15 protein-coding genes and 2 pseudogenes are annotated in these 13,945 nt (G+C 62.9%); 10 read left to right on the top strand and 7 right to left on the bottom strand.

Annotation, left to right across the window (positions count from 1 at the left end; genetic code table 11):
* From K3762_RS17380 to K3762_RS17350, 7 genes are all read right to left on the bottom strand, one after another.
* Complete coding sequence (locus K3762_RS17380) at positions 1–1,002, bottom strand: 4-hydroxyproline epimerase (protein ID WP_132445570.1); 1,002 nt, start codon at positions 1,000–1,002, stop codon at positions 1–3.
* An 8-nt stretch (positions 1,003–1,010) separates the two neighbouring features.
* Positions 1,011–2,234, bottom strand: coding sequence for an FAD-binding oxidoreductase (locus K3762_RS17375; protein ID WP_132445573.1), 1,224 nt, complete (start codon positions 2,232–2,234; stop codon positions 1,011–1,013).
* Complete coding sequence (locus tag K3762_RS17370; RefSeq protein WP_132445576.1) at positions 2,234–2,956, bottom strand: amino acid ABC transporter ATP-binding protein; 723 nt, start codon at positions 2,954–2,956, stop codon at positions 2,234–2,236. The genes K3762_RS17375 and K3762_RS17370 overlap by 1 nt, the downstream gene beginning before the upstream one ends.
* Positions 2,949–3,602, bottom strand: coding sequence for an amino acid ABC transporter permease (locus K3762_RS17365; protein WP_120352372.1), 654 nt, complete (start codon positions 3,600–3,602; stop codon positions 2,949–2,951). The genes K3762_RS17370 and K3762_RS17365 overlap by 8 nt, the downstream gene beginning before the upstream one ends.
* A 13-nt stretch (positions 3,603–3,615) precedes the next feature.
* A complete protein-coding gene (locus K3762_RS17360; RefSeq protein WP_120352371.1) occupies positions 3,616–4,281 on the bottom strand; it encodes an amino acid ABC transporter permease in 666 nt (221 codons plus the stop codon).
* Between the two features lie 61 nt (positions 4,282–4,342).
* On the bottom strand, positions 4,343–5,149 hold the full coding sequence (locus K3762_RS17355; RefSeq protein ID WP_132445579.1) for a transporter substrate-binding domain-containing protein: 807 nt from the start codon (positions 5,147–5,149) through the stop codon (positions 4,343–4,345).
* A 243-nt stretch (positions 5,150–5,392) separates the two neighbouring features.
* Positions 5,393–6,910: an aldehyde dehydrogenase (NADP(+)) gene (locus tag K3762_RS17350; protein WP_132445582.1), complete on the bottom strand. Its 1,518-nt coding sequence runs from the start codon at positions 6,908–6,910 to the stop codon at positions 5,393–5,395.
* A 151-nt stretch (positions 6,911–7,061) separates the two neighbouring features.
* Between K3762_RS17350 and K3762_RS17345 the strand changes: the two are divergent.
* From K3762_RS17345 to opgC, 10 genes and pseudogenes are all read left to right on the top strand, one after another.
* A pseudogene (locus tag K3762_RS17345) lies at positions 7,062–8,041 on the top strand (Ldh family oxidoreductase).
* Between the two features lie 326 nt (positions 8,042–8,367).
* Positions 8,368–8,646, top strand: coding sequence for a glucan biosynthesis protein (locus K3762_RS17340; protein ID WP_260012932.1), 279 nt, complete (start codon positions 8,368–8,370; stop codon positions 8,644–8,646).
* 152 nt (positions 8,647–8,798) lie between these two features.
* Positions 8,799–8,924, top strand: a complete 126-nt coding sequence (locus K3762_RS17335) for a glucan biosynthesis protein (protein ID WP_260012931.1) — start codon at positions 8,799–8,801, stop codon at positions 8,922–8,924.
* Positions 8,887–9,569, top strand: a pseudogene (locus tag K3762_RS19685) (glucan biosynthesis protein). The gene K3762_RS17335 and the pseudogene K3762_RS19685 overlap by 38 nt, the downstream one beginning before the upstream one ends.
* Entirely contained in the window at positions 9,562–9,855 is a 294-nt protein-coding gene (locus K3762_RS17320; protein WP_260012927.1) for a glucan biosynthesis protein, read from the top strand. Before K3762_RS19685 ends, K3762_RS17320 begins: the two are co-directional and overlap by 8 nt.
* Before the next feature lie 82 nt (positions 9,856–9,937).
* A complete protein-coding gene (locus tag K3762_RS17315) occupies positions 9,938–10,108 on the top strand; it encodes a hypothetical protein (RefSeq protein ID WP_162931903.1) in 171 nt (56 codons plus the stop codon).
* A gap of 132 nt (positions 10,109–10,240) precedes the next feature.
* Positions 10,241–11,002, top strand: a complete 762-nt coding sequence (locus K3762_RS19645; protein WP_311198993.1) for a glycosyltransferase — start codon at positions 10,241–10,243, stop codon at positions 11,000–11,002.
* Between the two features lie 51 nt (positions 11,003–11,053).
* Positions 11,054–11,923 carry a hypothetical protein gene (locus tag K3762_RS19640; RefSeq protein ID WP_311198992.1) on the top strand — a complete coding sequence of 290 codons (870 nt, stop codon included), beginning with the start codon at positions 11,054–11,056 and terminating at the stop codon, positions 11,921–11,923.
* Entirely contained in the window at positions 11,910–12,740 is an 831-nt protein-coding gene (locus K3762_RS17305) for an OpgC family protein (protein ID WP_260012924.1), read from the top strand. The genes K3762_RS19640 and K3762_RS17305 overlap by 14 nt, the downstream gene beginning before the upstream one ends.
* An 8-nt stretch (positions 12,741–12,748) precedes the next feature.
* Positions 12,749–13,174, top strand: coding sequence for an OpgC domain-containing protein (gene opgC / locus K3762_RS19680; protein WP_409202471.1), 426 nt, complete (start codon positions 12,749–12,751; stop codon positions 13,172–13,174).
* Positions 13,175–13,945: the final 771 nt, after the last annotated feature.

The following is a 13,945-nucleotide window of genomic DNA, read 5'->3' as shown; positions in this document are numbered from 1 at the left end:
TCAGGTGACGACAAAGCCATGCGCGAAGGGATCACGCTCGTCGATAAAGATGGTGTTAAAGCCGGTGACCCGGGCCCAACCGGCGATGGAGGGGATGATCGCGGGCTTTCCCGCCAACTCCGCCGCTGCTTCGACGCGGCCTTTGAACATCGACCCGATGATGGATTCATGCACGAAATCATCGCCAACTTTCAGCTTCCCCTTGGCCGCGAGTTGCGCCATCCGGGCAGAGGTGCCGGTGCCGCAGGGGGAGCGGTCGATCGCCTTGTCGCCGTAGAAAACCGCGTTGCGGGCGTGAGCCTCGGGGGCTTGGGCCGCGCCGGTCCAGAGGATGTGGCTTAGCCCGTTGATGGCGGGGTGTTCGGGGTGGATGAATTCGTATTTCGCGTTCAGCGCCGTGCGGAGTTTCGGGCTGAGACCGACCAGTTCGGAAACAGAGAAATCTGCCATATCGCGGAAGTTTTTCTGCGGCTCGACGATGGCATAGAAATTGCCGCCATAGGCCACATCGACGACCACTTCGCCCAAGCCTTCGACCTCAGCCGTCAGCCCTTCGGAATGGAGGAAGGCGGGCACATTGGTCAGCCGCACTTCTTCGACGAAACGCCCCTCTTGGCGGTAGGTCACATCGACCCGCCCGGCGGGGGTTTCAAGGCGTAACTGTCCGGGGGTAGCAGGCGTGACCAGTCCGTTTTCCAGCGCGATGGTGACGGTGCCAATGGTGCCGTGGCCGCACATCGGCAGGCAGCCCGAGGTTTCGATGAACAGCACGGCGATGTCGCAATCATCCCGTGTCGGCGGATAAAGGATCGCGCCCGACATCTGGTCATGGCCGCGCGGCTCGAACATCAGACCGGTGCGGATCCAGTCGTATTCCGCCAGAAAATGCGCGCGTTTTTCCAGCATGTTCGCACCTTTGAGCAGGGGCGCGCCGCCGGTGACGAGCCGCACCGGATTGCCGCAGGTGTGGCCGTCGATACAAGGAAATGTGTGTTGCGTCATGTCAGCCTCTAGAAACGGGCGGGAGAGAAGGGGGTCAGATCGATGCCGGGGTCTTGGCCGGTCATCAGGTCCGCGATGATGGCGGCGGTGCCCGCGGATTGCGTGAGGCCAAGATGCCCGTGGCCGAAGGCGCAGAACACATCCGGACGGTTCGGCAGCGCGCCGATGGCAGGCAGACTATCTGGCAGCGAGGGGCGGAAACCCATCCATTGCGTGCCGCCCGAGGTGTCGAGCCCCGGCAGGAAGCGCTTGGCCTTTTTCAGCATCGCATCGGCGCGGGCAAAGTTTGGCGGCAGGTCGAGCCCGCCCAGTTCCACCGCCCCGCCAACGCGCAGGCCGTCGCCGACCTTGCTGATGACAAATCCATGGCCGCCGAAGGTGATCTGACGCTTCAGGTCGAAGGCCCCGGCGGGCAGCGTCGTGTTATAGCCTCGCTCGGTCTCCAGCGGGATTTTCGCGCCGGCGGTGAGGGCCAAGTGATGCGAGTGCGCACCTGCGGCCAGCACGACGCAGCCGGGGATCATGCCATCGGAGGTTTCGACCCCGCCCGCAACCAGACGCTCGGCGCGAGTGATCGTGATCTCGCCACCCCCTGCCCGGAAGCGTTCTGCCATCGCCAGCACATAGTCACGCGGGTCCGAAATCGACTGCCACTCGGGGGTGAAGGTCGCATGGGTGAAGCCGGGCGCAAGACCGGGTTGATAGGCCGCAATCTCATCGCCCTTTAGATGCGTGAAGGCGATCCCCGCCTCTTCGCGGGCCTGCCAACCGGGGAGTGACGCGCGGAACTCGGCCTCGCTCTCATAGACCTGCAATTGCCCGTCGTGCCGCAGCATATGGGCAAGGCCGCTCAACTCCAGATGCGGGTCGAGCGCGGCCTGCGAGAGCTTCATCAGCGCCGTCTGCGCCACGGTCGAAGCCCGCACCTGCGCAGGCCAACTTGCCTTCCAGAAACGCCACATCCACGGTGTGATCCGCCCGGCATAGCGCGGCGGCACGGTCAGCGGCCCCAGCGGATCCAGCAGCCATTTCGGCGCCTGCCGGATCATCCGGGGTGAGGCGAGCGGCAGGATCTCGGTAAAGGCAAAGGCGCCTGCGTTGCCCGCCGACGCGCCCGCTGCCGGGCCTTCGCGGTCAATCACCCGCACGGTCAACCCGCGCGCCTGAAGCGCCAGCGCGGTAGACAGGCCCACCACGCCAGCGCCGACAACCGTCACCGGAGATTGGCTCATTACCGGACGCTCGATAGGAATTGACGGGTCTCTTCTTGCTGCGGATCGCCAAAGATCTGATCCGGCGCGCCGATCTCGGCCATGACGCCCTTGTGAAAGAACGCCACCCGGTCCGACACATCGCGTGCGAAACTCATCTCATGGGTGACACAGATCATCGTCATCCCCTCATCTGCCAGCAATTTGAGCGTGTCGAGCACCTCGCCCACCAGTTGCGGGTCGAGCGCCGAGGTCACCTCATCAAAGAGAATGTAATCGGGCGACATCGCCAATGCACGCGCAATCGCCATCCGCTGCTGCTGCCCGCCCGACAGGCGGCCGGGATAGACGCCCAGCTTGTCGGCCAGACCGACATGCGAGAGTTGCTGCACCGCGATCTCTTCGGCTTCTTTGCGGCCCATACCTTTGACCTTGCGCGGAGCCAGCGTGACGTTTTCCAGCACCGTCAGATGCGGGAAGGCGTTGAACTGCTGGAACACGATGCCGATTTTGCGGCGCAGCTTGTTCAGGTCGGTGTCGCGGGCGTGGACCTCGGTGCCGTCGACCACGATGCGGCCATTGTCGATCGGCTCCAACCCGTTGATGCAGGTCAGCAGCGTCGATTTGCCCGAGCCAGAGCCGCCGATCACCGAGACGACCTCGCCCTTTTGCACGGTCAGGTCGATGCCCTTGAGCACCTGTAGTGCGCCAAAGGATTTATGGACGTTTTCAATCTCAATCATTTTCTTGCCACCTTTTTTCCAAGCGGCTGCCAAGCCGGGCAATGGGGAAACTGAGCGCGAAATAGATCGCGCCCGTCACGAGCAGGATGAACATCGGCTCTTGCAGGCGTGTCACCAGAATTTGCGAGGCACGCAGCAGTTCGATGATGCCAAGCCACATCACCAACGCGCTGTCTTTCATCACGCCAAGCGTCAGGCCGATCCAACTGGGCAGGCCCACGCGCAGCGCCATGGGAAAGACGATCTGCGTGAGGTCTTGGCCCCATGTCATGCCGAGCGAACGGGCCGCACGGCGGGTGACCGAAGGCACCGCCTCAATCGCGCCGCGCACGATCTCGGTGCAATAGGCCGAGGTATAAAGCGCCAGCACGATGCAGGAGGTCACGAAGGGGGAAATCCCCCAGCCCGCGATGGCCTGAAAAGCGTTGGCGAGGATCAGCTGGATCAGCAGCGGAACCGAGCGGAAGATATCCAGCACAAAGGTCAGCGGCAGGGCCGCCCAAGGGCTGATCTGGCTGCGCAGCACCCCGAAGAAGACCCCCAGCAGCGTGCCGCCCACCACCGCAAAGGCGGTGACCGAAAGCGTCACACCCGCGCCTTTGAGCATGAACATTAAGTCGTTGAAGGTCAGAGCCGTATCAAACATCTATTCTCTTCCTTCAGTAGCGAAACAGGCGGGCGGCCATGAGCCGTGCGCCGAGCATCACGGCCTTGGCGATCACGTAGTAGATCACCGCCGCCAATGCGAAGAATTCAAAGGTCCGGAAGCTGCGCGCATTGAGGTCTTGTGTGACCCCCGCGAGGTCCGAATTCAGGCCCACCGTGACACCCAGGGATGTCATCAAAATCGCCCAGATCATCTGGTTTGTGGTTGGCAGAAACGAGATGCGGAACATCTGCGGCACGATGATCAGGCGAAACGCCTTGGCTTGCCCCATGCCCAGTGACCGACCGGCGCGCAGCTGCGTGTCCGGAATGGCCCGCATCGCGCCGCGGAACGTCTCGCACAGGTAGCCCGCGTTGTTGAAGGCGATCCCGGCCAGCAGTGCGGCATAGGGGCTGAGGTAGATCCCGAAAGACCCAAGCCCGAAATGCGCCATGTAAATCTGAAAAAGTGCAGGCGTGTTGCGCGCCACTTCGACCCATGCGGTCGCAGGTGCCCGCAGCCAGCGCGATTTGGCATCGCGGCCCACGGCCAGCAGCACGGCGATGGCAACGCCGATCAGCATCGACAGGATCGATATCTGCAGCGTAACCAGCGCGCCTTCCAGCATTTCTGGGAAAGCGCGAAAGGCCTGTCGCCATTGAAAGGTGTAGTTGCCCATCATTTGCTCCGATCAGCGGTTATCGGCAGACGGGGGCCGCAAGGCGCGGCCCCCGCATCCATCAACGATAGGCTTTGGCGATGGTCAGGTCAGGCGCGTCGCCGCCGACCCATTTGTCAAAGAGTTCCTGATAGCGGCCCGAGCGGACCTGCTGGTTCACGAAGAGATCGAGATAGTTCAGCAGACCGTACTCCTGACGCAGTCCGATGAGGCCGACGTAGTCCACGTCAAAGGGCGCATCGCCCGCGATGGTCAGACCTTCGAATTTGCCGCCGTTGACGATGGAAGACGCCACGGTGGAAGTCACGACGGTCGCGTCGATCTGACCTTGGGACAGGGACAGGAACACGTCAGCTTGGCTCTGATAAGAACGGAAGCTGCCGTCGTCCCATGCGTCGACCTGCTCTTCCAACGCGATGGCCTCAAACGTGCCCGCGACGGAGCCGACGGTCTTGCCCTTGAGGCTTTCAAAGCTGTCGACACCTGCGTCTTCGCGGGTCAGCACGACATTGGTGAAGGCGAAATACGGGACCGAGAAGCCAACCGTCTTGGCCCGCTCCAGCGTGTCGGAGGTGGAGGCAACGCCCACATCCGCGCGGCCTGAGACGAGCGCGGGGATACGGTCGGGGAATGGCGTCTCGACGATTTCGGCTTCGACACCGAGTGCTGCGGCCAGATCGTTGCAATAATCCACGTCAAAGCCGACGGGCGTGTTGGTGTCATCGCGCGAGCCCATGGGCGGGAAGTCCAGCACCACGGCGCAGCGCAGCGTGCCCGAAGAAATGATGTCGTCCAGTTTGTCGGCATGTGCGGTGGTGCCGATCACGGTCGCAGCCACGAGGCTCCCGGCGAGTTGCGTAAATTTCATAGATATCTCCCTCTTGGGTTGGTCGCCCCGACTCTGTCTGGGCGGGGTACGGGGTGGTATGAAGGAACAATGTCTTCATTAAAAATACAATATGTATTTTTAACTTTTACCGATGTGTCGACATATTTTTGATACATTGAGACGCCGTCGTCATTGTTTGGGGATGGGAATAGGGCCGCAGCCGCCCTCTTTTCCGGCTAAAATGAAAAAGCCGGGCGTGCAGCCCGGCTTTCCCGTCTGGGATCACCCCGCCGCGTCTTCGGGCAGCAGCGCCTCTGGCAGGTTCTGATAGGACACCGGCCGCAGGAAACGCCGGATCGACAGGGTGCCCACACTGGTCGCGCCAAAGTTGGTGCTGGCCGGATAGGGCCCGCCGTGCACCATGGAATCCACCACCTCGACGCCGGTGGGGAAGCCGTTTGCCAACAGACGTCCGGCTTTGCGTTCCAGCACCGGCATCAAGACCCGCGCGGCCTTAACATCCGCGTCACCCATATGCAGGGTGATGGTCAACTGCCCGTCCAGATCGAGAGCCAGCGCGCGCATCTCTTCCAGCGAAGCAACCCGCACCACCAGCCCCAGCGGGCCAAAGACTTCTTCATGCAGCGCCGGGTTGGCTTTGAACTCTGCGCCCGTGGTCTCGAACAGGGCCGGGGCGGCGTTGCGGCCAGTGCTGTCGGCTACATGCACTTGGCGCAGGCTCTGCGCGGCCTTGAACGTGTCGCGGCCCGCACAGAAGGCCTGCGCGATACCGTCTGTCAGCATGACCTGTTCGGCCACGTCTTGCAGTGCGGTGGCGGCACTTTTCACGAAGGCGTCTGCCCCTGCCCCGTCGATCACCACGGCAATGCCCGGATTGGTGCAAAACTGGCCCGCGCCCATGGTCAGGGACGCGGCCCAGCCTTTGCCCAGTTCCTCGGCCCGTGCCTCCATCGCGGCGGGGAGCATGAACATAGGGTTGACCGAGCCCAATTCACCAAAGAAGGGGATCGGCTCCGGCCGCGCGGCGCAGAGATCGAACAGCGCCCGCCCCCCCGCGAGAGAGCCGGTGAAACCCACGGCCTTGATCAGCGGATGCTGCACCACGGCCTGACCAACAGCGCGATTGCCACCTTGGATCAGCGAAAACACCCCGCGCGGCATGCCGCAGCTTTCAACCGCCGCATGGATCGCTTCTGCAACAATCTCACCCGTGCCGGGATGGGCGGAGTGGCCTTTGACCACGACCGGGCAGCCTGCCGCCAGCGCCGCCGCCGTGTCACCGCCTGCGACTGAGAAAGCCAGCGGGAAGTTCGACGCGCCAAAGACGGCGACAGGGCCGATCGGGCGTTGCACCATGGTGATCGCCGGGCGCGGGGCGGGCTGGCGTTCCGGCATGGCGGCATCGAAGCGGCGGTCGAGGTAGTCACCCTTTTCGATATGCGCGGCAAAGAGGCGCAGCTGGCCGACGGTCCGGCCCCGCTCTCCTTCCAGACGCGCTGTGGGCAGGCCGCTTTCTTGGCTGCCGATCTCGGTGATCTGGGCACCGCGGGCGTCGATCTCATCGGCGATGGCGTTCAGAAACTTAGCGCGGGTGGCGCGGCTGGAATAGCCGAAGTCCCAAAACGCCGCTTCGGCAGCTTCGCAGGCTTGGTCGACCAAATCCACCGTGCCGACCGAGAATTCATGTGCGTTTCCATGGGCGGGGCTGGAACTAAAGCGGTCGTCGGTGGCGATCCATTCGCCGGCGATCAGATGTTTGCCATGGGGGGTAAAGGCCATCGTCTATCCTTTCATGCGGGCCGCGGCCCGGTGTCAGCTTGCGTCTCTGCGCAACTGCATACATGATGTATGCATGATTGCAACCCCAAGCCCTGCGAGGATCCAGATGACCGATACGACCCTGTCCCACGACGCCCTAAACGGAATTGTCATGCAGATTTCCAAGGCGCGGGCCTGTCGCCGCAGAATGCCGCCGCCCTCGCGCGGGTGATCGTGGCGGGCGAAGGCGATGCCTGCAAATCCCACGGCATCTACCGGATCGAAGGGTGCCTGCGCACGATCAAGGCGGGCAAAGTGGTGCCCGATGCGGTGCCGCAGATGCACCAAGACGACAGCGCCATTGTGCGCGTGAACGCGGGAGGCGGCTTTTCCAACGCTGCATTCGACGCGGGCGCGCCGGTGCTGGCAGAGCGTTGCCGCACGACCGGGATCGCCGCCATGGTGATCAACGATTGCACCCATTTCGCCGCCCTCTGGCCCGAGATTGAGACGTTGACCGATATGGGCCTCGCCGCCATGGCGATGTGCCCCAGCTATGCCAGCGTGGCCCCGTCGGGCGGCACCGACCCCTTGATGGGGACCAACCCTTTCGCCTTTGGCTGGCCACGGGCAGAGGGCGACCCTTACGTCTTTGATTTTGCCACCAGCGTCGCCGCGCGGGGAGATCGAATTGCACCGCCGCGCGGGCACGCCCCTGCCCGAAGGCTGGGCCATCGCGCCCGACGGCAGGCCCACGACCGATCCCAAAGCCGCCCTTGCCGGGGCCATGTTGCCCTTTGGTGGCCATAAGGGATCCGCCATTTCCACCATGATCGAACTGCTCGCCGGGGTGATGATCGGCGACCTGACCAGCCAAGAGGCGCGCGACGCCTTGGGCTCTCTCACCCTCGCGCCGGCCCATGGTGAGTTGATCATCGCCTTCGACCCGGAAAAGTTTGCCGCTGGCCGCCCCGGTGATCCCTTTGCGCGGGCGGAAACGCTCTTTGCCGCGATCACGGCCCAAGGGGCGCGGCTGCCCTCGCAGCGCCGGTTCAAGGCCCGCGCTGAAACCCGCGCAAAGGGGATTCCCTGACGGAGGTCGAAGTGCAAAGCCTAGAGCGCTTGCTGGCCGACGGGCTCGACGCGGTTTGACCCCTCCCGCGCTTCGGCCCCGTCTGAGGTTGGAGCGCTGAGAGCCGTAGCATGCCCCCAAAGCCCCACCAATGGCGCCGCTTCACAGGATTCGAATGTCAAAAAAGCGGCGATGCTACGGTAATCTGGGCAAAATTTTGTGCAGACCCCGGCAAGCAAAGCCCGGATAGGCGATTTTCCGCGCTGCTCTGCAGCATTCCGCTGAAAGTTACTGAATCAAGTTTCCAGCGCCGCCGAAAGGATTAGATAGGGAAAAAATTGCACACTCTTAACGTGTCTCTCGGGGTATTGTTTTGCCAAATTCTTCTACTACACGATCGAAAAAATTGCGGACCGAAAGCTTAGAGCGGCGTCAGTTTCTGACCCTCTCCGCCGCGTCCTTTGCTGCCGCGCTGATGCCGCTGCGCAGTCGCGCGCAAGAGGTGCCTGCCGCCTCCTTCACATTCGACAATCTGGTCAATGACATGCGGGACTTGGCGCAGTCGTCCTATGCGGCTCCGAAGCCGGTCAAAGGGTTCCTCGCCGATCTTGATTACGACGCCTATCAACGGATTCGATTCCCGACCCGAACAGGCGCGCTGGCAGGAAAAGGGCGTTACCTTTAGGTTGCACGCCTTCCACCCCGGCTGGCTGTTCAAAGAAGCGGTGGAGATCAACGAGGGTCCGGGGCGAGGACGGTTGAGCCCATGGGCTTCACCACCGCGGATTTTGAATATGACGACGCGGCGCTTGCCAAGTCGATCCCCCCCAATGCGAGATGCCGGGCGTTGCCGGTTTCCGTCTGCACACCCCGCTCAACCGCGCCGATATTTTCGACGAATTGATCGTCTTCCAAGGCGCGAGCTATTTCCGCGCTCTGGGAAAGACACGCTTTATGGGCTGAGCGCGCGCGGCCTTGCCGTCAACAACCGGCCTGCCCGAAAGGCGAGGAGTTCCCCCGTTTCAGCGAGGTCTGGCTGCGCCGTCCCGAACCGGGCGATAGCAGCGCCACGATCTATGCCGCACTCGACAGCCCGTCGGTGACCGGCGCCTATAGGTTCGTGATCACACCGGGCGAACGACACCACCGTCGAGGTCACCATGCGGCTGTTCCTGCGCAAGACATCAAGCAGCTTGGCATCGCGCCGCTGACCTCGATGTTCCTGCACAATGGCGCGGACAAGGGCAGCTTTGACGATTTCCGCCCCTCGGTTCACGACAGCGAAGTCTTGTGCTGAACGCGGGCAAGGATGCGACCCTCTGCCGCCCGCTGAACAATCCGCCGCGTTTGGCGAGTTCCTATTTCGGGGCGCAGAGCCCGCGCTCCTTCGGGTTGGCACAGCGCAACCGGGACTTTGAGCATTACCTCGATGCGCAGGCCCATTACGAACGGCGCCCCTCTTTGATGATCGAACCCTTGGGCGACTGGGGCAAGGGCACGGTGCGACTGGTCGAAATTCCCTCCGATCTGGAGGGCAATGACAACATCGTCGCTTATTGGATTCCCGAGGGCGAAACCCGTGCTGGGGATGAATTGGCCTATGACTAACCGCATGCACTGGGGGATGAACCCACCGGGCGCGACCCGCAGACCCTTGGCCGCGTGGTGCGGCTGCGTTCGGGCCACGGCGGGGTTTGCGGGGGTAGAGGCAGATACGCAAACCCGCAAATTCGTCATCGACTTTGCCGGCGGACAGCTGAGCGATATGCCAAGCGACGCAGAGTTGGAGCCGATCGCCAGCGCGCAGAACGGCGAAATCGTCGAGGCGATCCTGAGCCGGGTAGATGGCAGAGACGAATGGCGGCTGGTTGCTGGAACTGCGTGCAGAGCCTGACGCCATCGTCCGAAATCAAGGCAGTTCTATCGGGATATGACCGCAATCTTACAGAGACATGGGTGTACCAATGGATCAACGCATGAACCTTCAAGACGCGACGACCCCCTATTCCGCAATGACGGTTGAGGCCGAGACTTGGATGCCGCCCGCCGCCCCGCTTGCCATGCCACGGCAGACCTTGGAACGGCGCGGCCATCTGGCCGGGCTGGCCGATGTCGCGCGGGCGTTCCTGCTGCGGCGCAAGGCCTAGGTTCAATGACACTTCAGCAAAGGCAGCTTGCGGCGGACGGGGCGACCCGGTTTGCACGGGCGTTCGCCGTCTTTTTGTCTCTCGGCTGTGCGGCCCTTGCGTCAATGCTTTTGGCCGAGGCGGCGGCGCGCGATGGGTTCAGCGGGTGGGACGGCATCCGCGCCCTGCTCGTTTTTCGCGACCACGGCTTGGCTGGCTTGGGGGGCGTCATTGGCGCTGATCGGGCTTTTCGGCGGCAGATCAACGCCTCCCCGCCCCGCGCTGGACGCGCCGCAGCCGCGCACCGTGATCGCGGTACCCATCTGCAACGAAGACCCGCTGACCACTTTTGCCCGCATCGCCGCGATTGACCGATCTGTCACCCGGGCCGGTGTGACGGCGGATTTCGTCGTTCTGTCGGACACGCGCGATGACGCACTCGCCGGGAAAGAGCAATTCGCCTTTGCCCGATTGCTGCGCGAGACAGATGGCCAAGGGCGTATTTTCTACCGCAGACGGCGCGACAATGCGGGCCGCAAGGCGGGCAATATCGAAGAGTTCATGCGCAGCTCCGGCGGGGCCTATGACCTTGCGGTGATCCTTGACGCCGACAGTCTGATGGAGGGCGAGACGATCCGCGCCATGATCGCGCGGATGCAAGCCGATCCGCAATTGGGGTTGCTACAGACCCTGCCCAAGATCATCGGCGCGCGGTCTTTCTTTGGCCGGGCACTGCAATTCGCCTCGTGGTTTTCATGGCCCGATCTTCACCCGTGGCCTTGCCCCGTATGCAGGGCCCGACGGGGCCCTTCTGGGGCCATAACGCAATCATCCGCGTCCGCGCCTTCGCCGAAAGCTGTGGGCTGCCGAGCTTTCCGGCCCGCCGCCCTTGGGCGGGCATATTCTCAGCCATGACTATGTCGAGGCGGCGTTGCTTGCCCGCGCCCGGTTGGAAGGTCGAGGTGGATGAAACCTGGGGGCGGCTCTTTCGAAGAAGGCCCTGAGAATGTCCTGTCCTTTGCGCGGCGAGAGCGGCGTTGGTGCCAAGGCAACCTGCAACATGCGCGGCTGATCTTTGCCCCCGGGCTGCGGGCTGGAGCCGGTTTGTCTTTTTGCAGAAACGTCACCGCCTATGTCGTCTCCCTTCTTTGGGCGGCGTTTCTGATCACCTCGGCCATCAGCACGCTTTACGCGCCGCCGCCTGAGTATTTCCCCGGCCCCTATCAGCTTTTCCCCGTCTTCCCCGACACCAGCACGCGCGAGATCACGCTGCTGGCCTTGGGCGTTTTGGGTCTGCTGGTGGTGCCGAAGCTGCTGATCTTGCTGCACGCGATCCTGACCAAGCGCGCACGCGACTTTGGCCGTAGCCTGCGCATGTCGCTCTCGGTTCTGACCGAGATCGTGCTGACCACGCTTTTGGCCCCCTTGATGCTGCTCTATCACAGCCGCGCGGTGTTGCAGGTGCTCTCGGGCCAAGACGGGGGCTGGCCTGCCAACCAACGCAACGAAGGCCGGTTGAGCTTGGCGGATGGCTGGGCGGCGGGCCGGTGGATCGTTTTCATTGGCGCGGCGATCATCGCGGCGGTGCAATGGGTTGCGCCTGACCTGACGATCTGGCTGCTGCCCGTGGCGGTTCCGATGCTGTTGGCCCCGCTGCTTATCGCATGGACCTCCCGCCCCCTGCCTCGCACGCTCTTTGCCGTGCCGGAGGATGCGGCACCGCTGGATGTCGTCGCGGAATACGACAGTATCTGCGATGTCTGGCGGCTGACGTGGAATTACGAACATCTGATGGCGAAACCCAAAGCGGCGGACCTGACCCATGCCCCAGCCTAGCACCGGGCTGTCGCCTGCGGCGAGATCGCTCGGCTCTGCCCCCACGGCCAAACCTGCCCGCGACCCGCGCATCGATGTGTTTCGCGGTTTGGCGTTGGTGATGATTTTCATCAACCACGTCCCCGGCAACCCCTATGAAGCTCTGACCATCCGCAACCTAGGCTTTGCCGACGCTGCAGAGGCGTTCTTTTTGATGTCGGGCATCGCAGCGGGCTTGGCCTATACGCCCCGGTTCATTGAGAAAGACCGCCTGCGGCATGGCCTCTGGCGCGCGGTCGCGCCGCTGTGGAAGCGGGCATGGTCGCTTTATCTCGTGCAGATCATGCTCTCGGCCGTGACTTTGGGCATCTTTGCCGCCGCTTTCCAGATCACGACAGAGGCCGAGTTTCTGACCAAGATCAACATGCGGCAAGTCTTTCAAAACCCGACCCAATCCGTGATTGGGATACCGCTTTTGACGCACCAGTTTGGCTATGTGAACATCCTGCCTGCCTATTCGGTTCTGCTGGTCTGTGCCCCTGTGGCGATCATGCTGGGGCTGCGCTGGCCGCGGCTGCTTTTGGCACTGTCGCTGACCCTTTGGCTGCTGACCGGCGTTTTCCGACTGAACCTGCCGAACTACCCCAATCCGGGCGGCTGGTTCTTTAACCCTTTTGCGTGGCAGGCGATCTTTGTCTGCGGCCTGCTGGTTGGGCTCAGCCAGCGGCAGGGCTATCGGTTTTTTCCTGCGTCGAAAGCGCTGTTTTGGCTGTCCGTCGCGGTGTTGCTTGGGGGTTGCTGGCATGGCGCTATGTGCCGGGCTTGGGCAAATTCCTGAACCTACAGATGCATCACCTGCGCGAAGCTGGGGTGCCCTTCAACATCACCTCCCATGACAAGACCTATCTCTCTGCCCCGCGGTTTATCCATATTCTGGCTTTGGGATATTTTCTGTCACAATTGCCAAGCGTGAACCCGCCTCTCTGGACATCAGATGCGAGCCCCTTCCGGCTGATTGGTCGGCATGGGCTGTTGATCTTTGCCAGCGGCACGGTGTTGGCACTGGTCTGTCAGGCGGTGATGATGGCACGGCCCGAGGCGGCTTGGGTGCCATGGGTGCTGCCTGCGGTGGGAACGGCGGCCCTTTATGGGATCGCTTGGACCTGCCGAACATCGCGGCGCGTGCTCACCGCGCCCGCGGCACCGGCCGAGCGCAACCCTGTGCAAGATAGCGCGCGTTTCGCGGCACCTGCCGCCGAGCCCAGACCTTAGACCTCGGGAATCGCGGCGGCCCATTTGCGCCATGCCAGCCATGCAAGGCCCAGCCCCCCCGCGATCAACGCCATGTGACGCGGGCGAATGCCGCGCCCGGTCGTGGTGCCCTCTCCGGGGATGATAGCGCGGGTCAAGCAGCCGGGTGTTTGCCAGAAAGCCGCCGACAACCGTCTCGCTGCCCCGGAACACGGCACGCAGGCCGCGACCTTTCTTGCGGTTCAGGGTTTCAATTGCTCCGATCATCGACCCCTTTTCGGCCATCACCTCGGCCCACACGGGCGGCGGCAGGCCCAAGTGCTCGGCGATGAGGCGGGTCCTGAACCCTTCGATCACCTGCGCGGGGCGCTCAATCGCCACGTCGCATTCGGTGTCAAACCCCATGGAGCGGTTGTTGAGGTTGCTGGAGCCGAGACGCAGAAGATGGTCGTCGATGATCATGATCTTCGCATGGACATAGATCGGCTCTCCCTCGTCGGTGACGGGAAAATAGATGCGGAAGCGGTTTTGGTGATCCGCCCCCTTTAAGTCTTCGACCAGCCGTTCGCGCAGGACATGCATGGCGTCATCTTCCAACTGCGATTCCGCATCGCGCGGGTTGATGATGACGATCTCCGGCCCGTCCTCCTCGGCCAAACGCGCCTTTAGCGCATCACAGACCGAGTCCGCAGCGAGGTACTGCGATTCAAAATAAATATAGTCGCGGGCCGATTTGATCCCGGCGAGGTAGAGTTGTTCGATCTCATTGATCAGCGGCTCTTCGTCGAAAGG

Origin of the sequence: Sulfitobacter sp. W074, assembly GCF_025142275.1 — a bacterium.
GTDB lineage: Bacteria > Pseudomonadota > Alphaproteobacteria > Rhodobacterales > Rhodobacteraceae > Sulfitobacter > Sulfitobacter profundi.
This window is presented reverse-complemented; position numbering and strand designations above follow the sequence as displayed.